This is a genomic window from Niveispirillum sp. KHB5.9, from assembly GCF_048066115.1.
Classification (GTDB): Bacteria; Pseudomonadota; Alphaproteobacteria; order Azospirillales; family Azospirillaceae; genus Niveispirillum.
On sequence record NZ_JBLTYX010000009.1, the window covers coordinates 113331 to 137275 of the forward strand.

General features: G+C 65.3%; 23 protein-coding genes. 5 read left to right on the top strand and 18 right to left on the bottom strand.

The window, feature by feature from the left end:
- Window positions 1-3 precede the first annotated feature (3 nt).
- The 13 genes from ACM9HJ_RS16355 to ACM9HJ_RS16415 form a co-directional block, all read right to left on the bottom strand.
- Window positions 4-510, bottom strand: a complete 507-nt coding sequence (locus tag ACM9HJ_RS16355; protein ID WP_416572816.1) for a MarR family transcriptional regulator — start codon at window positions 508-510, stop codon at window positions 4-6.
- A gap of 125 nt (window positions 511-635) precedes the next feature.
- Complete coding sequence (locus tag ACM9HJ_RS16360) at window positions 636-839, bottom strand: twin-arginine translocase TatA/TatE family subunit (RefSeq protein WP_416572817.1); 204 nt, start codon at window positions 837-839, stop codon at window positions 636-638.
- 98 nt (window positions 840-937) lie between these two features.
- On the bottom strand, window positions 938-1234 hold the full coding sequence (locus tag ACM9HJ_RS16365; protein ID WP_416572818.1) for an energy transducer TonB: 297 nt from the start codon (window positions 1232-1234) through the stop codon (window positions 938-940).
- Window positions 1235-1357: 123 nt separating this feature from the next.
- Window positions 1358-2626 (bottom strand): hypothetical protein, encoded by a 1269-nt coding sequence (locus tag ACM9HJ_RS16370; RefSeq protein WP_416572819.1) that lies wholly within the window; start codon window positions 2624-2626, stop codon window positions 1358-1360.
- Window positions 2627-2801: 175 nt separating this feature from the next.
- On the bottom strand, window positions 2802-3233 hold the full coding sequence (locus ACM9HJ_RS16375; RefSeq protein WP_416572820.1) for an ExbD/TolR family protein: 432 nt from the start codon (window positions 3231-3233) through the stop codon (window positions 2802-2804).
- Window positions 3234-3274: 41 nt separating this feature from the next.
- Window positions 3275-3712 carry an ExbD/TolR family protein gene (locus ACM9HJ_RS16380; RefSeq protein ID WP_416572821.1) on the bottom strand — a complete coding sequence of 146 codons (438 nt, stop codon included), beginning with the start codon at window positions 3710-3712 and terminating at the stop codon, window positions 3275-3277.
- A 2-nt stretch (window positions 3713-3714) separates the two neighbouring features.
- A complete protein-coding gene (locus ACM9HJ_RS16385; protein WP_416572822.1) occupies window positions 3715-4605 on the bottom strand; it encodes a MotA/TolQ/ExbB proton channel family protein in 891 nt (296 codons plus the stop codon).
- 54 nt (window positions 4606-4659) lie between these two features.
- A complete protein-coding gene (locus tag ACM9HJ_RS16390; RefSeq protein WP_416572823.1) occupies window positions 4660-5343 on the bottom strand; it encodes an energy transducer TonB in 684 nt (227 codons plus the stop codon).
- Window positions 5344-5641: 298 nt separating this feature from the next.
- On the bottom strand, window positions 5642-6004 hold the full coding sequence (locus ACM9HJ_RS16395; RefSeq protein WP_416572824.1) for a hypothetical protein: 363 nt from the start codon (window positions 6002-6004) through the stop codon (window positions 5642-5644).
- A 147-nt stretch (window positions 6005-6151) separates the two neighbouring features.
- Window positions 6152-6595 carry a TIGR01244 family sulfur transferase gene (locus ACM9HJ_RS16400; protein WP_416572825.1) on the bottom strand — a complete coding sequence of 148 codons (444 nt, stop codon included), beginning with the start codon at window positions 6593-6595 and terminating at the stop codon, window positions 6152-6154.
- 218 nt (window positions 6596-6813) lie between these two features.
- Window positions 6814-7326, bottom strand: a complete 513-nt coding sequence (locus ACM9HJ_RS16405; protein ID WP_416572826.1) for a MarR family winged helix-turn-helix transcriptional regulator — start codon at window positions 7324-7326, stop codon at window positions 6814-6816.
- Window positions 7327-7567: 241 nt separating this feature from the next.
- Window positions 7568-8317, bottom strand: coding sequence for an NTP transferase domain-containing protein (locus ACM9HJ_RS16410; RefSeq protein ID WP_416572827.1), 750 nt, complete (start codon window positions 8315-8317; stop codon window positions 7568-7570).
- Between the two features lie 156 nt (window positions 8318-8473).
- Entirely contained in the window at window positions 8474-9136 is a 663-nt protein-coding gene (locus ACM9HJ_RS16415; protein WP_416572828.1) for a Fe2+-dependent dioxygenase, read from the bottom strand.
- Window positions 9137-9258: 122 nt separating this feature from the next.
- On the opposite strand from ACM9HJ_RS16415, the gene ACM9HJ_RS16420 reads away from it, so the two are divergent.
- On the top strand, window positions 9259-10071 hold the full coding sequence (locus ACM9HJ_RS16420; RefSeq protein WP_416572829.1) for a hypothetical protein: 813 nt from the start codon (window positions 9259-9261) through the stop codon (window positions 10069-10071).
- A 41-nt stretch (window positions 10072-10112) separates the two neighbouring features.
- Here ACM9HJ_RS16420 and ACM9HJ_RS16425 read toward each other — a convergent pair whose 3' ends face one another.
- The gene (locus ACM9HJ_RS16425) at window positions 10113-10874 is read right to left on the bottom strand and encodes an SDR family NAD(P)-dependent oxidoreductase (protein ID WP_416572830.1); all 762 of its coding nucleotides are present in this window, start codon (window positions 10872-10874) and stop codon (window positions 10113-10115) included.
- A 70-nt stretch (window positions 10875-10944) separates the two neighbouring features.
- Here ACM9HJ_RS16425 and ACM9HJ_RS16430 point away from each other — a divergent pair, with 70 nt between their 5' ends.
- From ACM9HJ_RS16430 to ACM9HJ_RS16440, 3 genes are all read left to right on the top strand, one after another.
- Complete coding sequence (locus ACM9HJ_RS16430; RefSeq protein WP_416572831.1) at window positions 10945-11889, top strand: YicC/YloC family endoribonuclease; 945 nt, start codon at window positions 10945-10947, stop codon at window positions 11887-11889.
- Window positions 11890-11945: 56 nt separating this feature from the next.
- Window positions 11946-12584 carry a guanylate kinase gene (gmk, locus tag ACM9HJ_RS16435; RefSeq protein WP_416572832.1) on the top strand — a complete coding sequence of 213 codons (639 nt, stop codon included), beginning with the start codon at window positions 11946-11948 and terminating at the stop codon, window positions 12582-12584.
- A gap of 140 nt (window positions 12585-12724) precedes the next feature.
- Window positions 12725-14539 (top strand): ABC-F family ATP-binding cassette domain-containing protein, encoded by a 1815-nt coding sequence (locus tag ACM9HJ_RS16440; protein WP_416572833.1) that lies wholly within the window; start codon window positions 12725-12727, stop codon window positions 14537-14539.
- A 63-nt stretch (window positions 14540-14602) separates the two neighbouring features.
- On the opposite strand, the gene ACM9HJ_RS16445 is transcribed toward ACM9HJ_RS16440, so the two are convergent.
- Entirely contained in the window at window positions 14603-15466 is an 864-nt protein-coding gene (locus ACM9HJ_RS16445; RefSeq protein ID WP_416572834.1) for an HpcH/HpaI aldolase/citrate lyase family protein, read from the bottom strand.
- Window positions 15467-15541: 75 nt separating this feature from the next.
- Window positions 15542-16183, bottom strand: coding sequence for a beta/gamma crystallin-related protein (locus tag ACM9HJ_RS16450; protein WP_416572835.1), 642 nt, complete (start codon window positions 16181-16183; stop codon window positions 15542-15544).
- A gap of 216 nt (window positions 16184-16399) precedes the next feature.
- On the opposite strand from ACM9HJ_RS16450, the gene ACM9HJ_RS16455 reads away from it, so the two are divergent.
- A complete protein-coding gene (locus tag ACM9HJ_RS16455) occupies window positions 16400-17986 on the top strand; it encodes a peptide ABC transporter substrate-binding protein (RefSeq protein WP_416572836.1) in 1587 nt (528 codons plus the stop codon).
- Between the two features lie 653 nt (window positions 17987-18639).
- Here the strand turns inward: ACM9HJ_RS16455 and ppdK are convergent.
- Window positions 18640-21321 carry a pyruvate, phosphate dikinase gene (gene ppdK / locus ACM9HJ_RS16460; RefSeq protein WP_416572837.1) on the bottom strand — a complete coding sequence of 894 codons (2682 nt, stop codon included), beginning with the start codon at window positions 21319-21321 and terminating at the stop codon, window positions 18640-18642.
- Between the two features lie 388 nt (window positions 21322-21709).
- Window positions 21710-23941 (bottom strand): glycine--tRNA ligase subunit beta, encoded by a 2232-nt coding sequence (glyS, locus tag ACM9HJ_RS16465; RefSeq protein WP_416572838.1) that lies wholly within the window; start codon window positions 23939-23941, stop codon window positions 21710-21712.
- Window positions 23942-23945: the final 4 nt, after the last annotated feature.

Genomic DNA, 23945 nt, shown 5'->3' on the forward strand with positions numbered 1-23945 from the left:
GCCTTATTCCATGTCGATCGCATCGGCGCGGATGACATCCGCCCATGCCTGTTCCAGTCGGCGCAGCAGCCGGTAGGCCGCCTGCAATTCCGCCGGCCCCTGTCCGTTCAGCGTCAACCCCTCGATATGGGCGGCCTCCACCCGGCGCAATTCCCGGCAAAGGGCGGCCCCGGCCGGCGTCAGCCGCAGATGCGCCGTCCGGCGGTCGCCATCGCCCTCCGCGTCCACCAGGCCCGCCGCCACCAGCGCCTTGAGATTGGCCGCCGCGGCGGCACCCAGGTAATAGCCACGGTCGACCAGTTCACGCACCGTCAGACTGGCCTCGCCGATGGTCAGCAGCATCAGGCCCTGCACCGGCGTCACATGGCTGCTGTCCAGCCGTTCCAGCTCGATCCGGACCACGTCCAGGAACCGGCGGTGCAGGCGTTCCAGCAGGCGCGGCAGGTCATGCATGCCGGCGGTCGGTGACGGCCCGTCATGGCGGCCATCGGTCGCTATCGTCGCGTCCACCCGGGCGTCCTCCCTGTGGCTGCCTTGCCCGTTTGTAGCACCGGCCGGCATCATGCCGCAAAAGCAAAGGCCGGCCACGATGCGCGGCCGGCCTTGCTAATTCGGGGTATATCTCCCGCTGCGGATCAGCGCGGGGCGTTTTCGCCCGGCTTGTTTTCCGTCAGCTTGGGATCGGCGGCAGCGGTCTCATCCTCTTCCTTCATGCCCTTCTTGAAGGCCTTCACGCCCTTGGCCATGTCACCCATGACATTGGGCAACTTACCGGCGCCGAAAACCAGCAGCACGACGACAAGAACAATGATCCAGTGCCAGAGGCTCATGGCGCCCATGGAAATTCTCCAGTTTCACGGCCCGCTTCAACGCGACGCCATAGAGATAGGGAATGTGTCGTCGGTTTGAAAGATATATCCGTGTGACGCTGTGTGGATCAGGCCTGCCCACGCATCTCGAAGCGCACTTCCAGACGCTGGCGCTCCCGCTCCTTGGCCATGGTTTCGGACGGGTGCGGCGGCTTCTCCCCCGCCTGATAGCGCAGGCCGGCCGCATAGCGCAGGGCCGACTGTTCGAACAGCCCGGGGGGAACCGCCTCCACGACCCGCACATCCTGTGGTGCGCCGTCATTGCCGATACGAAACTCGACAATAACACGCCCCTCGCGCCGCAGACGCAGGGCGCGTTCGGGATATTGCAGTCGGGGGCGGAAGAGAGGTTCCAAATCCGACATGGTATGTCCGACGGGACCCGGCGGGCGCGACCGGGAGACGGGGGAAACAGGCTGCTTCCCCGCGTACGGATGGCAGGATGGCAATACGGGACGGGCGGCCGGAGGGCCGCCCGTCCCCTTCTGTCACTTCTTCGCGGCCAGCAGGTTCAGGCGGGCCAGATCGGCCGGACCGTCCGTGGCCTTGATGGCCTTGGCGGTGGCTTCGGCCTTGGACTTCTGACCCAGCGCCAGGTAATAGGTCACCAGACGCAGGCGGGCATCGTCGGGGTTCTTCAGATTGCCCTTGGCGATGGCGGCCTCGGCCAGGGTGACGGCCTTGTCATACTGGCCATAACCGGCATAGGCCTCGGCGACGCGCAGGATCGGGCCGGCATTGGCCCCGCCCAGGGCCTCGGCCTCCGTCTGCGGCAGCGCCTTCTTGTCGTCGGCGACCTGCTTCAGGGCCATGTCCTTCAGGCGCTTGTGACGCTCGCCCTCGGCGCCGTTGCCCAGCAGGCCGGCGGCATAGCCCTTGTCGATGATGGCCTGGGCCTCGCCGGGATTGCCGGCCTGGAGCGACAGCTGCGCCATTTCCATCAGCTCGCCGCCGCTGTCCAGCATGCCCAGATTGTAGCGCAGACGATAAACGTCCAGCGTGAGGCGATCACGGTTGAAGCCCGGCTTGCGCTGCGCACGGTTCAGCAGGTCTTCCCAGTACTTCTTTTCCGGGTACAGGGTGACGATGCGCTCCAGCGTGGAGACATAGCCGGCTTCGTTGTTGTTGGACAGATGCAGGCTGCCTAGGATCTCCAGGTCGCGCTGGGTCGGCTTCTGGCCGGCGCGCTCGCCCGCGGCGATCTTGGCGCTGTATTCCTTGACGGCGTTGGCGTAGTCCTTGCTCTCGAAATAGGCTGCCAGCAGCATGGCGCGGGCCTGGGTCTCGTTGGCCCCCAGCGTGATGGCCTTCTGCGCCCAGCCGATCGTCTTGGGATAGTTCTTGTCGCTCAGATACATCTGCGCCAGCACCAGCGCGTACTGCGACTGCTGTGCGGGCTGCAGGGCGCCGGCCGCGATCAGGCCATCCATGCCCTTCTCCAGTTCCTCGGCATCGCCACCCTGCTGGGCGACCGCAACACGGAACTGAAGGATCATCTGGTTTTCAAACGGCGTGCGGTTGGCAACGGCTTCGGCTTCCTTGATCTTAGCCATCGCCTCCTTGAACTTCTTCTGCTTGACCAGGTCCTGGGCGGCGGTCAGCGGGGTGCCCACTTCGGGGCGGACAGTGTCGCCGGAGCCCTTCTTATCACCGGCCTTCTGCGCAAAGGCTTCAGACGGTGCCATGACGGCGGCGAAGGAGCCGAAGGCCAGGGCCGATCCCAGCAGGGCAACGGTAAAAAGACGGGTGCGGGTCATTGTCTCTATCTCGGTATCGGTCGAACGGGTCGCTTGTCTCTTCAGCGACGGGTCCCATCCGACGGGTTGTCTCACCGGCCAGCCATCTGGCCGCCTGTCGAATGCAATCAGGTCAAGTGGGCAGGTTTAAGGCGGACCTGTGAAGATCCGCCTCGCCCCTTGCCGCTGGTACCGATCAGTCCATGAACTGTTCGTTACCAACCATACCGATCTTGTTCAGGCCGAGCCGCTGAGCGGACGCCAGAACAGCCGCCACATACTTGTACTTAACCAACCGGTTCGGATGCAGATGCACCTCCGGCTGCGGGTCTTGCGCAGCCTTCTGGGTCATCCGCTGCTCCATCTCCTCGCGGCCGCTCAAAACGGCGCCGTTCCAGTACACCGTGCCATCGAAGTCGACTTCGATGGTGATGACCTCTGGCTCGACAACGTTTTCACGCGGCGGGGGCGGACCCGCCGGCATGTCCAGCTTCACCGCGTGGGTCTGCACCGGAATGGTGATGATAAGCATCACCAGCAACACCAGCATCACGTCGATAAGCGGCGTGGTGTTCATTTCCGGAACGACGCCACCATCCTCGGCGCCAGGTCCCACACTCATGCCCATGAGGGCCTCCTATCCTTCTGTCCCGTCGAGGGGACTGAACATCAACGGGTGATGTTCAGCGCCCCGGCAGGAGGCTCGGTGATAAAGCCGATCTTGAGGATGCCGGCCCGCTGGCAGGTCACGACGACCTTGCCAACGAACTCGTACCGCCCTTCCTTGTCACCACGGATGTGGATCTCAGGCTGCGGAACCAGCACCGCCACTTCCTTCATACGCTCGAACAGCGCGTTGTAATCCGGGAGCAGAGTGGCATTCCAATAGATGTTGCCGTCCGGATCGACACCGATCGTCACGTTTTCCGGCTTCGTCACAGTCACCACGTTCACTTCGTTGGGAAGCTGCACGGGGATGGTCTGGATAGCCACCGGAATGGTCAGCAGGAAGATGATCAGCAGAACGAGCATCACGTCCACCAGCGGTGTCGTATTGATTTCCGACACTACTGAATCTTCGTCTTTGGCGCCGACGCTCATTCCCATGATTAGGCGCTCCGAGCGGTCTTGGCCTTCTGGCCAGCGATCAGCAGGGCATGCAGATCGGAGGAGAAGTTGCGCAGACGGTCCATTACCAGCTTGTTGCGACGGGTCAGCCAGTTATAGGCCAGCACGGCGGGCACGGCGACGATCAGACCGATGGCGGTCATGATCAGTGCTTCACCGACGGGACCGGCGACCTTGTCGATCGAGGCCTGACCGGACAGACCGATATTCACCAGCGCGTTCAGAATGCCCCACACCGTACCGAACAGACCGATGAAGGGAGCGGTCGAACCCACCGAAGCCAGGAAGGCCAGGCCGCCCTGCAGACGGGCGTTCACGCCGTCGACCGAACGCTGCAGGGACATCGTCACCCACTCGTGCAGGTCGATATGGTCGGTCAGGGCGCCGTCATGATGCTCGGCGGCGCGCAGGCCGTCTTCCACGATGCCGCGGAAAGCCGAGGTTTCCTTCAGGCGGGTGGCGCCCTCGGCGACCGAGCCGGCCGTCCAGAAGTTCTTCTCGGCAGCCGTGGCCTGGGCCATCAGACGCGACTGCTCGATCAGCTTGACGATCAGGATGTACCAGGTGCCGGCCGACATGATGATCATGAGCACCAGGGTGCTCTTGGCCACGAAGTCACCGTGGGACACGATGGCCTGCAGGCCGTACGGGTTCACGGGCGCTTCGGCATGGGCGTCGGCGGCCGGGGCCTCGGCGGCGGTGGCCGCTTCCGGAGCCGGAGCGGTGGTCGCTTCCGGGGCCGGGGTCGTGGCGGCCGGGGCCGGCTCGGCCGGGGTCGTGGACTGGGCGAAGACCGGGGCCGACAGCGTGGCGGCAACGGCGGCGGCGGCGGCGAGGCGGCTGATGCCCGCCAGGGTGAACAGCTTGTTCATCGTAGCTCTGCTTTCAGACTTACGTGTTTCGATTAAGAGTCGATGCGATGATGATCAGCGCGCATCTTCAAGGCGGAAGGTGAGCGGGACCATACTCGGGATCCAGGCGCCCTGGGGCTTGCCATCGACGGTCGGCGGTTCGCACCTCCACCGGCCACGCTTGGCTTCCTTCATCCAAGCACCATCAAGGCGCTCAAAACCGCTCGACTTCTCGATCGTTCCATCGGTGATGCGGCCGTCGGCGTTGCAGAACAAGCGCATGACGGTCGTACCGGCTTCTTCAAGGCGGATCGACTGAGCCGGATATTCGGGCCGGTTTTTCCCGATGCTCTTGCCATCGATCTTGCCACCCGTCGGCGGGGCCGGCGGGGCTGCCGCCACCTGACGCGGCGGCGGCTGGACCGTCGGCGGCCGTTCGGACGTTGCCGTCGAGATGGCGGACTGCACCGGCGGAGGATTGGCGATCACAACCTCGGGCGGCGGAATGTACGGCGGCGGCGGCGTTTCGAACTTGGGCGGCGGCGGCGGCGGCGGCGTATCCTCGGGCGGCGGGGTGATTTCCTCGACGATTTCCGCCTGGATCGGATCAGCGATCACTTGGACCACTGTCCGAGCCAAGCCGGACATCAACGCGTAAATCACCCCGACATGCAGGAGAACAACTACCGCGACGCCAACCAACCGTCCTGAACTCTGCGGCTCTTGCCGCCGATAAGACGATTGCGACAGGTTGGACATCGGTCGGTCACTCGATCCACAGGGGGATGGGGTTTCCGCCATAGCACACATTAAAGGGCGTGACACCCGCCGGTCTTGGTTAAAGCCGGCTTTTTTTGGTGACAGCCACTCGCCGCGTGCCATGGGCCGGGCCCCGGCGGCACCCCTTTTCCAAACTGGAACAGGAGCATGCCGGGGACATCGGCGTTCGGAGGCGAAGACTTGGGCCTGACCCCTCTCGGGGCGACGGCCGAAGCCATTGTGGGATTGGGCAAAAGCGGATTAGACAGGCGAACCTGGCCGTGCCCAACCGCCAGGTTTATCCGGCGAAAGCCGGCGGGCCGGTCGGGCAACGCCCGGCCTCCCGATGGCGCCCTTCCGGCGTCAAGCCGATGCGAAGGGCGCGGGCCACGTCGCTGCCACGCAGGGGCAGCGCGTAGAACAGGGCGATGGCGACAACGAGCAGGGTGGGCAGGCTGACAGGATCGTCGCCGCCGGCTTCCCGGTCGCGTTTGCCATGGCCGACGGGGCGCGACATGGTGGCCGCCATCTCGACACCGCGATCGGGTGTCTGGCTGGCGGGCAGCGCTTGCCCGGTCAGGAAATTCAGGGTCGGCAGCAGGGGAAGGTTGACGGAAGCAGAACGGTCGCCCCGGAGCAGCAAGCCGCCCTGGACCGTCATGACCAAGAACAAAAGTGCGAGGAGCCCACAGGCCCTTCCGCGCATCATTCGTGCGTCGCCTCCACCAATCGGCCCCAGGGCCGAAACCGGAAGCGACACTCTCACAGCGATGCGGTCAACACAATGCCCTAAAGCGGGATTCCCCCACTATTCTGACCGCGATTGTGTGTAACGGGCGATAAGAGGGGCGTGCGCGGACAGATCGTAACCGGCGGAAGCTGCCGTGCGCAATATTGCGTCGCCGTCCAGCGTCCCGGCTTTCGCTTCTGCGAGCGCCCACAGAATCGTGCAGCGCGTGCCGGATCGGCAATGTGCCAGGACGGGCCCTGGAACGGTGGCCAGGGCGCGACCGAAATCAACCGACAGGGCGTCCAGCGTCGGCCCCGTCGCCGGCATATAGATATAGGTGAGGCCCAGGTCGCGGGCGATACGCGCCGCCTCGGCGGAGGGGAGCTGTCCTGGCTCCTCCCCGTCGGGACGGTTGTTGATGATGGTCCGGAAACCAGCGATGTGCGCGTCGCGGATATCCTGTTCCGTCACCTGCGGCGAGACCGACAGACCATCGACCAGAGGATGTACATCCAAAGCCATGACGACCCCGCGCATTGGTAGTGAAAGCGAGCTACAAATGACCGACCGATAAGGGCGAATTTGTGGCGACGGCGCTAACCCCTTGGTGGAGACCGGGAAAGAGACGCCGCTTTCTTTCGCACTTGCGATGTATAAATAGGCAGTCCGTGTTGCGTCGCAATATGCACTGGCGCAACCCAGCCCGGCCCTTCACGTCGGACATGGCTCCTATCTGGGGATCAACCGGCGATGCGCAAGGGGGCGGCGGCACTGTCGGCGATGCCGCGGGCGCGACGGCGCACGGTGACCAGCAGATCCAGCATGCGCTGGCGCTGATCTTGCGTCAGGTCGCGCAGCAGCTGGTCGTTGATCCCCTGGCGGCGCGGCTGCAGGCGGCGCAGCACTTCCAGCCCTTCCGGCGTGACGCGCAGCAGCTTGCGGCGGCGGTCCTGCGGGTCGTCCTGCTGGCTGATCAGCCCCTTGCGAATCAGCTCCGTCACGGTGGCGGAGATATGCGGGCGCGACAGGCCGCGGGCGGCCGCGATCTCCGAGGAAAAGATGCCGTCATGATTGCGGGCACCGTCCTGGAAATTGGCGTCGCCGGCGACATTCATCAGCACGGTCCATTGCGGGGCGGTCAGGCCGGCATCGGCCAGCATGTCCTCGCACTGGTGGGCGATGATATTGGCCAGGTCCATCAGGTTCAGGGCGATGGCGTCTTCGGCGCGGAAGCGGCAGATGCTGTTCGGCATGGCGTTTGATCCGGTCAATGGTCAATGGATGCTGCATCCTGACCCCGACACGGGGAACACGCATTGACACGGATCAATTAAAGGTTCCGCGATCCAATCATACTGTTGCCATGAAGGATTGGGATTTTCTTGTTCCTCAATCGCCGGCGCCAACATCCGTTGGCTTGGCTTTCGCGGCACGTGCCGCGCGGCGGCAGTCGCCGCCGACAACAACAGGTAAGGCTTGCCTGCTGTTGCTATGTCAGCCGATCCCCTTCTCGATCCAGCCGGCCGTCAGCGCCCGGTTGCTGGACACATCGTCGGGGAAATCCATCTCGCCCCATTCCAGCCCCTGGATGGAGACGGTGCCGACGCTGCCATCGGCCTTGGCGATGGTGTCGATGACCGACAGGTACCAGCGGCGCAGGCCTTCCGGCGTGCGCAGCGTGCGCTCCACTTCCTCGGCGAAGCGGCGCCCGCCCTCGGCGGTGAAGCGCAGGAAGCCGATGCTCTCCCCGTTCACGATCTCCAGCGGCAGGGTCTTGCCGATCTGCTGAAGCTTGCCGTCGGCGTCGGTGCGCACCTTCATGTCGTCGGCGTCGTACCCGTCCTTGGCATCGATGGTCACGGTGATCGGCGCCGTCGCCCGGGTCAGCAGGCGCCTGGCGATCTCCGGCTCGAACAGGGTGTCGCCGTTCAGGATCAGGAAGGCGCCGTTCATCTCCGCCCGTGCCACCCAGCAGCTGGCCGTATTGTCGGCCAGCGCATAGAAGGGATTATAAAGAGTGCGCGTGGTGATGCCCGGCACGTTCATCCCGGCCAGCGCCTCTTCCACCCGGTCGGCACGGAAGCCGGTGACCACCACGGCCTCCGTCACGCCGGCGGCGGCCAGACCCCGGATCTGCCATTCCAGCAGGGAACGGCCCGACAGGTCGATCAGGCATTTCGGCCGGTCTTCCGTCAGGGGCATCAGACGCTTGCCCTGGCCGGCGCTCAGGATGATGGCTTTCACAGCTTGCAGGCTCCAGAGGGGGCGGCCGGTGTCACCCCGGCCTTTCCTTCAAATTGTCGCGGCCCTTGCCGCGATTGGAAAAATGCCGCGGACATTGCCGCGAAAGGGCGGCAATGACAAGCGGCTTCGTGCCCGTCCCTTATTCCCCTGCCCGCCTCAATCCTCCGCCCATTTGCGGACCAGGTTGGACAAGCATTTGGAAAGCAGGTCGAACTCGGCCACCTTGCCATCGCGGTTGAATATCCCCTGCCGCGCCGTATCCAGATCGAACAGCATTTCGCGTTCGGACGCGTCGCGGATGAAGGACCGGATCCACCCTACCGCCACCAGCCGCTGGCCGGAAGTGACCGGCGTCACCCGGTGCAGGGTGGTGGAGGGGTAGAACAGCCCCGCCCCCGCCGGCAGCTTGAACGCCACATCCCCGGCCGACGTCTCCATCACCAGCTCCCCGCCCTCATAGGTATCGGGTTCCGCCAGGAACAGGGTGAAGGACACATCGGTGCGCACGCCACCCATCAGGGCGTCATCGACATGGCTGCCGTAATTCTGCCCACCCGCCGCACGGGCGAACAGGATGGGGCCGAAGCGCCGCGGCCGTGTCGCCATGGCCACCACCGGGTGGCGGCGCACCGCCGCCTCCACCATGGCGCGCAGGTCGCCATGGGCCGGATCGTCGGCCCGCAGCTGCTCATTATCCTTCACCAGCCGCGCATGCCAGCCGGCGGTGGCCAATCCCGGCTGGAACCGGGCCCCGCCCAGCCGCTCCACCATCGACGCCACTTCGTCAGGGCTCAGCACATTGGCGACAGGCAGGATCATTTGCCGAAACTCCCGTGGATCGGATGAATGGTTCCAATTGCGAATGACTTGCAATTTGGCAGCCATCATGGCACGGTCGCCGCCCGCATCACCATATTTTCATGCATGGGAGCCCTGGGTCCATGATCAAGCTTCAAACCCGTCTCTGGGTCGGCGTCGGCCTGTCCGTCCTGGCCGGCAGCGCCGCGATGACGGAGACCGTGGCGTGGGACCAGCCGGGCGCCATTCCCCTGCAGATCGCCCAGGGTGGCGAGGGCGGTGAAGGGGGCGAAGGCGGAGAGGGTGGTGAAGGCGGGGTGTCGGCGGAGGATGCCGCCAAGGACCCGGTCGCCTATATCTCCGCCCTGGACGTGACGGCAGCACACTACCATGCCGGCCTCGCCGCCTATAAGGCAGGCAAGCACCAGGCGGCGGGCGAGATGTTCGCCCATCCCATTTCCGAGATCTATGTCGATCTGGAACCGGTCTTCACCGCCCACGGCGCCAAGCCCTTCCAGGACGAGATGGCCAAGGCGTCGGAACTGGCCCTGGCCAACGCCCCTGCCGCCGAGGTGGAGAAGGCGACCAAGGCCGTGCTGACCGCCCTGGACGCCACCGCAGCCAAGGCCCCGAAAAGCAGTGCCACACCCAAGGAGGTGCAGGCCAAGCTGCTGGCCGGCATGATCGACCGCGCCGCAAGGCAATACCGTTCCGCCAGCACCAATACGGCGTTCGAGCCCTATCTGGACGGCTACGGCTTCGCCATCACCGCCAAGGTCCGGTCCGAGGCTTTGGTCAAGGCCGGTGTCACCCTGCCGGCCGAGGTGAAGGCGGCCATCGACCTGTTGCTGAAGGCCTACCCCACCGCCCTGCGCCCCGCCACCCTGCCCGTGGCCCTGGACGCGCTGACCGTGCAGGCATCGAAGGCACAGTTGGCCCTGTCGCGGGTACGTTGATCCGCAGGTCAGGGCTCGCCTGCGCCCCGACCTACGATCCCTCACCCCTTCCGGGGCGCCCTGGCCAGCAGCGCATCGACCAGCCCCGGCGGCAGCACGCCCAGCAGCCAGGACACGGCATATGTGGGGAACGGAAACGCCACCCGTCCCCTGCCCGCCGCCAGTCCTTCCCGGACGATCCGGGCCGCCCTGTCGGCATCCATCAGGAACGGCATGGGGAATTTGTTGACCGCCGTCATGCGGCTGGTCACGAATCCGGGGCAGATGACGCTGACATTCACCCCATGGCGGGACAGGTCGCCGCGCAGCGCCTCCCCATAGACGCGCACCGCCGCCTTCGATCCGCAATAGGCTGCCGCACCCGCCATCCCCCGGAAACTGGCCAGCGACGACATCAGGGCGATCTGGCCCTTTTTCCGCGCCACCATGGCCGGGATCAGCGGGTGGATGGAATTCAGCACCCCGTCCAGATTGGTGGCGAAGATGGCGCGGGCCTGTTCCTCCGTCTCGATCCCGCCGCCGGTACCGGCGGAGATGCCGGCATTGGCGATGACCAGATCGATGGGCACCTCCCCATCCCGCGCCCCGATCCAGCCGGCCAGCGCCTCGCGGTCGGTGACGTCGATCAGGGTGGTCACCACATCGGCCCCCTTGGCGTGGCAGCGGCCCGCGACATCGGCCAGCCGGCCCGCATCCCGCCCCGTCAGCAGCAGCCGCACGCCCGTGGCGGCATAGGATATCGCCAGCGCCTCCCCGATACCGCTGGAGGCGCCCGTGATGAATATGCCGCGCGGGTCACGCATGATGAGGCCCTGTCCGGTGGAAACCTTGTTGCCGGGCCGGCGGAGCGATATAAACCGCCCTTTGGCCCCAATGATCGAGCCTGATGTGACGCAAAATCCATCCGCCCGCAAGACCGCCGCCCAGCCAAAGGGTGCCGTCATCTCCATGACCGGCTTCGCCCGCGCCGACGGGGCCAATGACCGCGCGCAATGGGTGGTGGAGGCGCGCAGCGTCAATGGCAAGGGGCGCGACCTGCGCTGCCGCCTGCCGGCCGGGCTGGACGGGGTCGAACCCGCCATCCGCACGGCTGTTGAGGCCCGCCTGACCCGCGGCAATGTCAATGTCGCCATCAACCTGACCCGCGCCGACAATACCGGCGCGCTCCGCATCAACCGCGAGCTGCTGGCCCAGGTGCTGGAACTGGCGCGGGAGATCGGCGGACCCGACGCACCGCCGCCCGCCATCGACACGCTGCTGTCCGTGCGCGGCGTCATCGACAGCGCCGAACCGCGTGAGACGGAAGAGGATCGCGTGGCCCTGGAACAGGCGGTGGCCGCCACCGTGGCCACCGCCATCGACCGGCTGGTGGCGTCCCGCACCAGCGAGGGGGCGCACCTGGCCGCCGTGCTGCTGGATCACCTGGCCCAGATCGAGCGCCTGACCCAGGGCGTGGCCGCCACCTCCGCCCTCCAGCCAGAGGCGCTGCGCAACAAGCTGCGCGCCCAGATCACGGCCCTGCTGGATGCCGTGCCGCCGGTGGCGGAGGAACGGCTGGCCCAGGAAGCCGCCTTGCTGATCACCAAGGCCGATGTGCGGGAGGAACTGGACCGTCTGCGCGCGCATATCTCCCAGGCGCGTTCCATGCTGCGCGAGGGCGGGGCGGTCGGGCGCCGGCTGGATTTCCTGTGCCAGGAGTTCAACCGCGAGGCCAACACCATCTGTTCCAAATCCGCCGACGTTGAACTGACCCGCATCGGCATGGACCTGAAGGCCGTGATCGAACAGTTCCGCGAACAGGTCCAGAATATCGAATGACCGGGGCGGATCGCCCCTCCCCTTCCCAACCCCTTCTTCCCTGGCAGTCACACCCCATGTCCATGATCCATCGCCGCGGCCTGATGCTGGTCCTCTCCTCCCCCTCGGGTGCCGGCAAATCCACCATCTCGCGCGAATTGCTGAGCCGCGATGCCGACCTGTCCATGTCGGTGTCGCTGACCACCCGCGCCATGCGCCCCGGCGAGATCGAAGGCACGCATTACTATTTCGTGGATCATACGGAGTTCGAGGCGCGGGTGCAGCGCAAGGAGCTGCTGGAACATGCCCATGTCTTCGGCAACCGCTACGGCACGCCGCGCGGGCCGGTGGAGGACGCGATGCGCGCCGGGCGCGACGTGCTGTTCGACATCGACTGGCAGGGCACGCAGCAGCTGTCCGACAGTGCGGGCACCGATCTGGTCCGCGTCTTCATCCTGCCACCCAGTGCGGCGGAGCTGGAACGCCGCCTGACCACCCGCGCCCAGGACAGCGCGGAGGTCATCGCCCATCGCATGTCCAAGGCCAATGACGAGATGAGCCATTGGTCGGAATATGACTATGTCATCGTGAACCATGATGTTCAGGAATCGGTGGCCGCCGTGGAGGTCATCCTGAAGGCCGAACGCCTGAAACGCCGCCGCCAGGTCGGCCTGGCCGATTTTGTGCGGTCCTTGCAGGTGGGCAAGGGGAACTGAGCTTCCCATATTCGTGCCGTAGGTCAGGTCGAGCCCCAGGCGAGCCCTGACAAGCGACGGTGCCCATGAATGTCAGGGCTCGGGGCTCCGCCCCTCGACCTGACCTACGGCAATTTCATCCCAACCGGACAAATTCTTCCATGGCTCCCAACAACCCCGCCCTCGTCGCCCTGGCCGGTGCTTCCGTGCATCTGGGCTCGACCACCCTGTTCGAGGGGATCGACGTCTCCGTGGCGCGGGGGGAGAAGATCGCCCTGGTCGGCCGCAACGGGTCGGGCAAGTCGACCTTGATGAAATGCCTGGCCGGCGAGATCGACATCGACAAGGGCGAGCGCTTTGTGCAGCCCGGCGCGCGTGTCGCCTATCTGGCACAGGAGCCGGATTTTTCAGGATTCCCCACCGTCGCCGATTTCGTCGCCGGCGGACAGGCGGACCCGATGCAGTATCGGGTGGACGCGGTGCTGGAGGCGCTCGACCTGCCCGGCGACCGCGCCTGCACCACGCTCTCGGGCGGTGAATCCCGCCGTGCGGCCCTGGCCCGCGCCCTGGTCGACGAACCTGATGTGCTGCTGCTGGACGAGCCGACCAACCATCTGGACATCCCCACCATCCTCTGGCTGGAAAAGGAGCTTCAGCAGTTCCGCGGCGCCCTGCTGCTGATCTCCCACGACCGCGCGTTCCTGCAGAACCTGTCCAAGCGCATCCTCTGGCTGGATCGCGGCGTCCTGCGCACCACCGATCGCCCCTTCAACGAATTCGAGGCCTGGCGCGACGAGGTGTTCAAAGAGGAGGAGGCGAATTTCCACAAGCTGGACCGCAAGATCACGGCGGAGCTGAAATGGATGTGGGAGGGTGGCATTTCCGGCCGCCGCACCCGTAACATGGGCCGCGTCCGCCGTTTGCAGGACATGCGCCAGGAACGCACCGACCGCATCAAGTCCCGCCAGGTGAATTTCGCCGTGGCCGAGGGCGATGCGTCGGGCAAGCTGGTGGCCGAAGCCGAGAATATCTCCAAGAGCTTCCAGGGCGATGCCGGTGAACGGATCATCTGCCAGGGTTTCTCCACCCGCATCCTGCGCGGTGACAAGGTCGGGCTGATCGGCCCCAACGGTGCCGGCAAATCCACCATCCTGAAGATGCTGATGGGCGAACTGCCCCCGGACAGCGGCACCATCCGCCTGGGCACCAATTTGCAGACCATCATCTTCGACCAGCGCCGGGCCCAGCTGAACCCCAACGACACGCTGCGCCAGGTGCTGCTGCCCGAGGGCGGGGACAGTATCTGGGTCGGTGGCAAGCCGCGCCATATTTCCAGCTATCTGAAGGATTTCCTGTTCGATCCGTCGATGATGGACCAGCCGGTGCGGGCCTTGTCGGGTGGTGAGCGCAACCGCCTGCTGCTGGCCAAGCTGTTCGCCCAGCCCAGCAACCTGATGGTGCTGGACGAGCCGACCAACGATCTGGACATCGACACGCTGGACCTGCTGGAGGAAGTGCTGGCCGATTATGACGGCACGCTTTTGCTGGTCAGCCACGACCGCGACTTCCTAGACCGGCTGGTGACCAGCACCATCGCGGTCGAAGGCGATGGCGACGTGTCGGAATATCCCGGCGGCTACAGCGATTACCTGATCCAGCGCAAGGAAGCCGAGCCCGAAGCCAAGACGGCAGCGAAAGCCGCCGCCCCGGTCGCGGCGGCCGCCGCGCCGAAGGCCAAGAAGAAGCTCTCCTTCAAGGAGAACCGGGAGCTGGAAGAGCTGCCGGGCAAGATGGAAGCGCTGGAAAAGAAGATCGCCCAGCTGAACGCCAAGATGGGCGACGCCGCCTTCTACACCAAGGACCCCAAGGGCTTCGCCAAGGCCACCGAGGACCTGTCCAAGGCGCAAGCCGACCTGTCGGCGGCGGAAGAACGCTGGCTGGAGCTGGAAGCGTTGCGGGAGGAGCTGGAGGGGTAAGCCCACTCCAACCTCTTTTTCCCGTCATCCCGGCGAACGCCGGGATGACGACAGGAGGTGATGTCACCCCACGCCCACCACCTCCGCCAGCGCCACCACCCGCCGCGCTGTCTCCACATGCAGCGCCTCGATCAGCTTGCCATCGACCAGGGTGATGCCCTTGCCCGCCGCCACCGCCTCGGCATGGGCGGCGATGATGCGCCGGGCGCGGGCGACCTCTTCCACCGACGGCGCAAAGGCCGCGTTGGCGGCATCCAACTGCTTGGGATGGATCAGGGTCTTGCCGTCGAAACCCAGCTCGCGGCCCTGCCGGCACGACGCCGCCAGCCCATCGGCATCGTCCAGATCGACATGCACCCCGTCCAAGGCCGTCAGCCCATAGGCACGGGCGGCCAGCATGCACAGGCCCAGGCTGGTCACCATGGGCAGCCGGTCGCGCGTGGCCATGGCGTTCAGATCCTTGGTCAGGTCGGACGTGCCCATCACCAGGCATTCCAGGCGCGGGCTGGCCCCGGCAATGTCGCCGGCCGCCAGCATGGCGCGCGGCGTTTCCATCATCACCCACAGGCGCAGGCTGTCCGGCGCGCCGGCGGCGCGCAGCACCCGGTCGGCCTGCCGCACCCCCTCCGCACTGTCCACCTTGCAGATCAGCACCCCGTCGGCCCCGGAAAGGGCGGCGGCCGTCAGGTCGGCATGGCCCCAAGGCGTGTCCAGGCCATTGACGCGGATCACCAGTTCCCGGCTGCCATAGCCACCCTCATGCACGGCCTGCATCACCTGGGCGCGGGCCTGTTCCTTGGCGTCGGGCGCGACCGCATCCTCCAGATCCAGGATCAGGACATCGGCCGCCAGGGTGCGGGCCTTGTCCAGCGCGCGGGCATTGGCGCCGGGCATGTAGAGCGCGGAACGGCGGGGGCGGAGCGTCATGATACGGGGTCCCATTCGTCAATCCGGCGCCACCCTACAAGAGAGAGGACGGCACCGGCAACGAAACGGGACGGATCACCGCCAGATATTGGTGCGGCCACCGGCGCAGCGATATTGCCAGGGCTCGTTCTCCCACCAGATCGTGCCTTCCACGCTGTCCCCGGCAAAGCGGCTGCGGCCGCGATAGCCGTAACGGTCGATGAAGGCGCGCTCCACCTGGCTCTGGCAACTATTCTGCGGCCGATCCGTCACGCGCTGGTCATAGCCGTAGGAACTGCCGCCGCCACCGCCATTCCAGACGATGCCGTCATCATAACGCTGCGGGGGCGGCGGCGGACCTGGGTTCCAGCCCCACTGATCCCTGTCGCGGTCGCGGCCACGATCCCGGTCATCCCGACCGATCTCGCGCAACGAGGTGATGCCACCGCGCAAATTCTTCACCTCCGCGACATCGGACACGCGGGCACCGGCGGTCAGGGTGCGGCAATGGTCGTACTTCTTGTCCTTGCAAATCTCCCAGGTGCCGGAATTCACCACCAGCGACCGGGCCCGGTCGTCCCAGGGCGGCAGTTTGTCCAGATGGTTGATATCGTCGCGAATGGTGATGCGATCGCCCCGGAAATGGGTTTCCGAAAAAAGCGTCACCGATCCCGCATGGGCGGCACCGGCACTGCCCATCACCAGCATCGCGGCCAGGGCGGCCTTCCAGCGCTTCATCACCATATCGGCGCCCGTTCTTCTCCGCGACGCCGCTCCTTGGAATGGGGTCGGATGATCCCGACCATGACCCTGATCATCACCCGGCTTTATGGCGGGCCAAGGGCGTCACCTTGGCGGGATTTCGATAAGGTGCCTGCTATAGAGGCTCGACAGCGGCGCCACAAGGGGCCAGTCTTCGCGGCTTCGGAAATGAGAAGGATCAAGTCCTTGATCATGCGTGGAATTACACGGCGCGGTGTCCTGGCGGCCGGTGCCGCCCTCCCCCTTCTGCCCCTTCCCACGACCATGGCCCAAGGCAAGCCCGTGCCGGATATCGGCCTGGGACCGGAGGTGGATACACTCGACCCGCACCGTTCCACCACCATCGTCGCCGGCCAATTGTTCATCGAATTGTGGGAAGGGCTGACCACCTTCGCCGCCGACGGCGCCATCGTGCCCGGCGTGGCGGAGCGTTGGGAAACCAGTGCGGACGGCCTGACCTGGACCTTCCATCTGCGCAGCGACGCCAAATGGTCGGACGGCAGCGCCGTGACGGCGGCCGATTTCGTCTTCGCCTGGCGCCGGGCCGTGACGCCCACCACCCTGCTGGGCCTGCCGGAATGGGTGGCTCCGATCAAGAACGCCCTGCCCATATTGCAGCAAGGCAAGGCGCCGGAAAGCCTGGGCGTGGAGGCATTGGATGACCGCACCCTAAAGGTCATCCTGGAACATCCCAAGCCCGACCTCACCGTCTATACCGCCTATTGGGTGCTCTCCCCCCTGCACCGCCCCTCCATCGCCCGGCATGGCGATGCCTTCGTGCAGCCCGGCAAGCTGGTCAGCAACGGTCCGTTCCAGCTTGCCGCCGCCGTACCGCAGAGCCATTACGCCCTGACCGCCAACCCGCATTTCCACGATGCCAAATCCGTCGCGGTCGCCGGCGCGAACTACCACGTCACCGAGGATTTGCAGACCGAACTGAAGCGCTTCCGCGCCGGTGAATTGCTGGCCACCAAGGAGGTGCCGCCGACGCAGCTGGATTGGGCCCGCGCCAATCTGGCCGATAGTCTGCGTCTGGCCTACCGCGCCAGCACCTTCTTCCTGATCCCCAACCTGACCAAGGCGCCGTGGAAGGACAATCCCGACCTGGCCGTGGCGCTCTCCATGGCCATCGACCGCAAGGTGATCGTGGAAAAGATCACCAAGGGCGGCGAGCTGCCGGCCTTCGCCATGACACCGGAAGGCTTGGCCGGCTATACCCCGCCCAAACCTGATTGGGCCGACCTGCCCGCCGCCGAACGCATCGCCAAGGCCAAGGCCCTGTTCGCCAATGCGGGATACGGGCCGGACAAGCCGCTATCGCTGGAACTGCTCTACAATACCAACGAGTTGAACAGGCAGGTGGCGGTGGCCGTGGCCGCCATGTGGCAGCAGACATTGGGCGTGAAGACCATCCTGTCAAACCAGGAATTCAAGATCGTGGTCAGCCGGATGAAGGAACACACCTATCCTGATATCGTGCGCATCACCTGGGCGGTCGGGTTGGTGACGGAGTACCTGAACCTGCTGCGCTCACGCGCGAACACGGTCGGTCCCGGCTATATCAACCCAACCTTCGACAAGGCCATGGACGAGGTCGATCAGGCTTTGACGCTGGAGACCTTCCAGGAAAAGCTGGCGGTGGCGGAAAAGATCGCCATGGCAGACATGCCGATGATCCCGGTGATGCGCCAATCCAGCCGGCGGCTGGTGTCGCCGAAGCTGAAAGGCTGGGTCGACAACCCGCTGGACCTGCATTCGGCACGGTATCTGTCGGTGTGATACGCTTCTTGGCTGGATGCTCGGAACCAGTATGCAAACTCGCCCGCTTACAGAAGACGAAATGCGACTGGCGCGATGGATGCTGGAAAACGGGACCGCTGAGGCCTGTGGCTACATTGAGCAATTGGCGGTTGCCGAAGCGACTGATTGGCGTTGCCAATGTGGTTGTGCGAGCTTCGACTTCAAAATTGGCGGTTTACCGCCTGCTCCCCCCGGCGTCCATATCCTTGGCGATTATCTGGTCGGCGATGAGTCCACTCTCGCAGGAGCATTCATCTTTGCGAGCGGAGGAATACTAAGCGGCGTTGAGCTGTATGGGCTTGCCGGGGACGCTCCGAAAAGCCTCCCCAGGCCGGAAGACCTGCGCACCTTTGATGGCGCCCCCGCATCGACACCGAGGCGGTGAAACGGTTGAAGGCTGCCACGATTCCAACTGCCCCCCGTAATCCCGGCGAACGCCGGGACCAAGGGGCCACAGGATCAAACCTCTACGCCACGTCGATCTACATAGCGGAAAGGTCGGGCACTTGGCCCCTGGGCCCCGGCTTCCCCCAGGGTGACGGTAGAGGCAGCGGCACCCACAAGGCTCAAAAAAAGAGGGGGAGGAACAACCGGCCTCTCCCCCTCCTCACTCACTCAGAACCAAACCAGCCTCACGCCTCGCTGGCCCGCTTTTCGCCCTCGATGGCGGCTTGTGCGGCTGCCAGGCGGGCGATCGGCACGCGGTAGGGGGAGCAGGAGACGTAATCCAGCCCGACCTTCTCGCAGAAATAGACCGATGACGGGTCGCCGCCATGCTCGCCGCAGATGCCCAGCTTGATGTCGGGCCGGGTCTTGCGGCCACGCTCGGCGGCGATCTGCACCAGTTCGCCCACGCCTTCGGTATCGAGCGTCACGAACGGGTCATGCTCCAGGATGCCGGCCCGCTGATAGTCGGGCAGGAAGGCGCCGGCATCGTCGCGGCTGATGCCGAACGTGGTCTGGGTCAGGTCGTTGGTGCCGAAGCTGAAGAACCCGGCGGTCTCGGCGATCTTGCCCGCCTGCAGGGCCGCACGCGGCAGCTCGATCATCGTGCCGACCAGATAATCCACCTTCTGGCCCGACGACGCGGCCACTTCGCCCGCCACGCGGTCGATCACCGCCTTCAGGATGTCCAGTTCCTTCTTGGTGCCGACCAGCGGGATCATGATCTCCGGCGTCACCGTCTCGCCCGTCTCCTTGAACACCTCGACGGCGGCCTCGAAGATCGAGCGGGCCTGCATCTCATAGATTTCCGGATACGAGATGCCCAGGCGGCAACCGCGATGACCCAGCATCGGGTTGGCCTCGTGCAGCTGCACCGAACGGTGCTGCACCTTGCCCAGGTCGGTCCCGGCGGCCTTGGCCACTTCCGCCATCTCCGCTTCCGAGTTCGGCAGGAATTCGTGCAGCGGCGGGTCCAGCAGGCGGATCGTGACGGGCAGGCCCTTCATGATCTTGAACAGCTCGGTGAAGTCCTTGCGCTGCATCGGCGCGATCTTGGCCAGGGCCACCCGGCGGCCGGCCTCGGTATCGGCCAGGATCATCTCGCGCACCGCGATGATGCGGTCGGCATCGAAGAACATGTGCTCCGTCCGGCACAGGCCGATGCCCTCCGCCCCGAACTTGCGCGCCGTGCGGGCGTCCAGCGGGGTTTCGGCGTTGGTGCGCACCTTCATGCGGCGATGGGCATCGGCCCAGCCCATCAGCTCCGCGAAATCGCCCGACAGTTCCGGCTGGATGGTCGGCACCTCGCCCAGCATCACCTCACCCGTCGATCCATCGATGGTGATGATGTCGCCGGCCCGCACCTCGACATTGCGGACGGTGATGGTGCCGTGCTTGTAATCAATGCGCAGTTCACCGGCACCGGCCACGCAGGACCGGCCCATGCCGCGGGCCACCACCGCCGCGTGGCTGGTCATGCCGCCACGCGTGGTCAGGATGCCCTTGGCGGCGTGCATGCCGTGGATATCCTCCGGGCTGGTCTCCACCCGGCACAGGATGACATTCTCGCCCAGACCGGCCTGCTTCTCGGCCTCCTCGGCCGTGAACACCACCTTGCCGCTGGCGGCACCGGGGCTGGCCGGCAGGCCCTTGGCGATGATCTGCTTGGCGGCCTTGGGGTCCAGTGTGGGGTGCAGCAGCTGGTCCAGCGACTTCGGCTCGATGCGCAGAATGCCTTCCTTCTGCGTGATCAAACCTTCGCGCACCATGTCCACGGCGATCTTGAGTGCGGCCGGGGCCGTGCGCTTGCCCGACCGGGTCTGCAGCATATACAGCTTGGACTGCTGCACCGTGAACTCGATGTCCTGCATGTCGCGATAATGCCGCTCCAGCTTCAGGCGCACCGCGTTCAGCTGGTTGAACACTTCCGGCATGCTCTCTTCCATGGCCGGCAGGTCGGAACCATTGGCGATCTTGCCGGCGATGGTCAGGTGCTGCGGCGTGCGGATGCCGGCCACCACATCTTCGCCCTGGGCGTTGATCAGGTATTCGCCGTAGAACGCGTCCTCACCCGTGGACGGGTTGCGGGTGAAGGCCACGCCCGTGGCGCAATCCTCGCCCATATTGCCGAACACCATGGCCTGGATGTTCACCGCCGTGCCCCATTCGGCCGGGATGTCATGCAGCTTGCGATAGGTGATGGCGCGGGCATTCATCCAGGACCCGAACACGGCACCGATGGCGCCCCACAGCTGTTCCTGCGGGTCCTGCGGGAAGGGCTTGCCCAGCTCTTCCTGCACGACGTCCTTATACCCCTTGATCACCGCCTGCCAGTCTTCGGCCGTCAGCTCGGTATCCAGGTTCAGGCCATGGTCGCGCTTGTGATCCTCCAGCACTTCCTCGAAATGATGGTGATCGACATCCAGCACGACATTGCCGAACATCTGGATGAAGCGGCGATAGCTGTCATAGGCGAAGCGGGCATCGCCCGACCGGCGGGCCAGACCCGCCACCGTCACGTCGTTCAGGCCCAGGTTCAGCACCGTGTCCATCATGCCCGGCATCGACGCGCGGGCACCGGAACGCACGGAAACCAGCAGCGGGTTCTCCGCATCGCCGAACTTCATGCCCACGATCCGCTCGATCTCGGCCAGTGCCGCACCCACCTCGGTGCGCAGCGTGTCCGGATACTGGCGGCCATTGGCATAAAAGTAGGTGCAGACCTCCGTCGTGACCGTAAAGCCAGGGGGCACCGGCAGGCCGAGATTGCTCATCTCCGCCAGATTGGCGCCCTTGCCGCCCAGGAGGTTCTTCATCTCCGCGCGGCCTTCGGCCTTGCCTTCACCGAAGCTGTAGACCCACTTCGTCATGATCTTGGTCCCGTTTATTGAGGGGGTTGGTCTGGTGGTGGTGCGATGCAGCATGAACAACACGCGGCATGGGCGTGTTGCTCCAGTGACGGGCCGTGTTTTCGGCCCGATGGGGGGATTTCTGTAAACGGCGAGCGCCGTAGGTCAGGTCGAGGCGCCAGCCGAGCCCTGACAGAACAGGCCATGCGCTATCGCTGTCAGGGCTCGCCTGCGGCTCGACCTGACCTACGGGTGCTGTGCGAATGAAAACGGTGCGGCGCTTGGGGGCAGCACCCGCCGCCACTACCAAACTACCGCACCGCAGCAAGGATAGCGTAATTCCACTACCTCCCCCGCCGCACCGCGCCCGCCGAACGGGGCGGGGGGTGCAACAGGGGTGGTTCATGGATCAGCCTTCGATCTTCGAGAAATCGGCGATCAGGTTCAGCGTCCCGCGGATCTGGCTCAACAGGCGCAGGCGGTTGGCGCGGACCGGCGCGTCGGGCGCATTCACCGTGACCTTGTCGAAGAAGGCATCGACCGGTGCCCGCAACGCCGCGAAGGCCGCCATAGCGCCGGTGAAATCCTCCGCCTCAATCAGCGGTGCCGCCTGCTTGTGCGCCGCGACCAGCGCATCGGCCAGGGCCTTTTCCTCATCCTGGCTCAGCAGGCCGGCATCGACCGCACCATCATGCGGGCCGTCCTTCTTCTCCTCGATGCGCAGGATATTGCTGGCGCGCTTGGAGGCGGCCAGCAGGTTCGTGCCGTCATCGGTGGCAAGGAAGCCCGACAGCGCATCGACGCGGGCCAGCAGGCGAACGAAATCATCCTCCCCACCCAGCGCCAGGATGGCGTCGATCAGGTCGTGACGGACGCCCTTCTCCTTCAGGGAGACCTTCAGACGGTCGTTGAAGAAGGAGAGGAGGTCGGCAGTTACTTGGTTCAATGCTGAAAACTGATACGTATGTCCTGGCGGCGGATTAGTCAAAGTGACCGCGAAATCATGCAGTCTTTCCAACTTCGCAAAATCCAAAGCTGAGTAGCTGCTGTTTACCCCAGAAGGCACTGGCTCGTGTGAGACAACCAATCCATCTAAAGATAGAACATAAGCTGCTGAGAGATATGCTTCTTTTAGGAGCTTTGAAAGCTTCACCCGCAGCCCGTTCTCCACAATCAACCGGATCACACCCAGCGCAGCGCGGCGCAAGGCGAACGGGTCGCGGGAACCGGTCGGCTTCTCGTCGATGCCAAAGAACGCCACCAACGTGTCGATCTTCTCGGCCAGGGCCACGGCCACCGACACCTTGTCGGTCGGCACCCGGTCCCCGGGACCCAGCGGCTTGTAATGGTCGGCGATCGCCTCCGCCACGGCGGCCGGCTGGCCCTCGTGATAGGCGACATAGCGGCCCATGATGCCCTGAACCTCGGGGAACTCGCCCACCACGCCCGTGGTCAGGTCGGACTTGGACAACCAGGCGGCGATCTCCGCCTGCTCCGTCTCCGACGCGCTGTAGCCCAGCGCCTGGGCAATGGCCTTGGACAGGGAAGCCATCCGTTCCACGCGCGCATGCAGCGTGCCCAACTTGGCATGGAAGGTGATGTCCTTCAGGCCCGGCAGACGGGCCTCCAGCTTCACCTTCAGATCCTGGTCCCAGAAGAACTTGGCATCCGACAGGCGGGCGCGTAGCACGCGCTCGTTACCGGCGATGACCGCCTTGCCGCCATCGGTGGTCGTGCGGTTGGCCACAACCACGAAGCGCGGCGCCAGCTTGCCCGCCGCCGTTTCCAACGCGAAATAGCGCTGATGCGTGCGCATCGAGGTGGTCAGCACCTCCGCCGGCACGTCCATGAACTTGCCGTCGATGGCCCCGGTGAGCACGACCGGCCATTCGACCAGCCCCGCCACCTCTTCCAGCAGACCCGGATCATCCTTCAGAACGAAACCCTCATCCGTGGCCGCCCGTTCCGCACCCGTCAGGATCAGGCGCTTGCGGAACTCCCGGTCCAGGACGACATGGGCCTTCAGCAGCTTTTCCTTGTAATCGGCAAAGCCGGTGACGGCGATCGGGCCGGGCGACAGGAAGCGATGGCCCTGCGTCTCGCCACCATAGGGAACGAAGCCGGCACCCAGATCCAGCGAACCCTGCACCACCACCCCGTCGAACAGGGCGATGATCGATTGCAGCGGGCGGACCCAGCGGAAATCATTGCTGCCCCAGCGCATGGACTTGGGCCAGGGCAGTTCCTTGATCGCGGCGTCGATGATGCCGGGCAGGGCGTCGACGGTGGCGCCACCCTTCTTCTCGATCACCGCGAAATAGAACACGCCCTTGCCGGTGTCGCGCTGTTCGGCCTGATCGATACTGGACAGGCCGGCGGATTTCAGGAACCCGGCCAGTGCCTGCTCGGGCGAACCGACGCGCGGGCCCTTCTTCTCCTCGCGCACATCGGCCTGGGCCGTGGGCAGACCGTCAACCACCAGGGCCAGACGGCGGGGGGTGGAATGGGCTTCGGCCCGGTCGAAACCGATACCCGCGGCCGACAGCTTGTCCGTCACCAGACGCTTGAAATCATCCGCCGCACGGACCTGCATCCGCGCCGGGATTTCTTCCATGAACAGTTCGATCAGCAGTTCGGCCATGTCA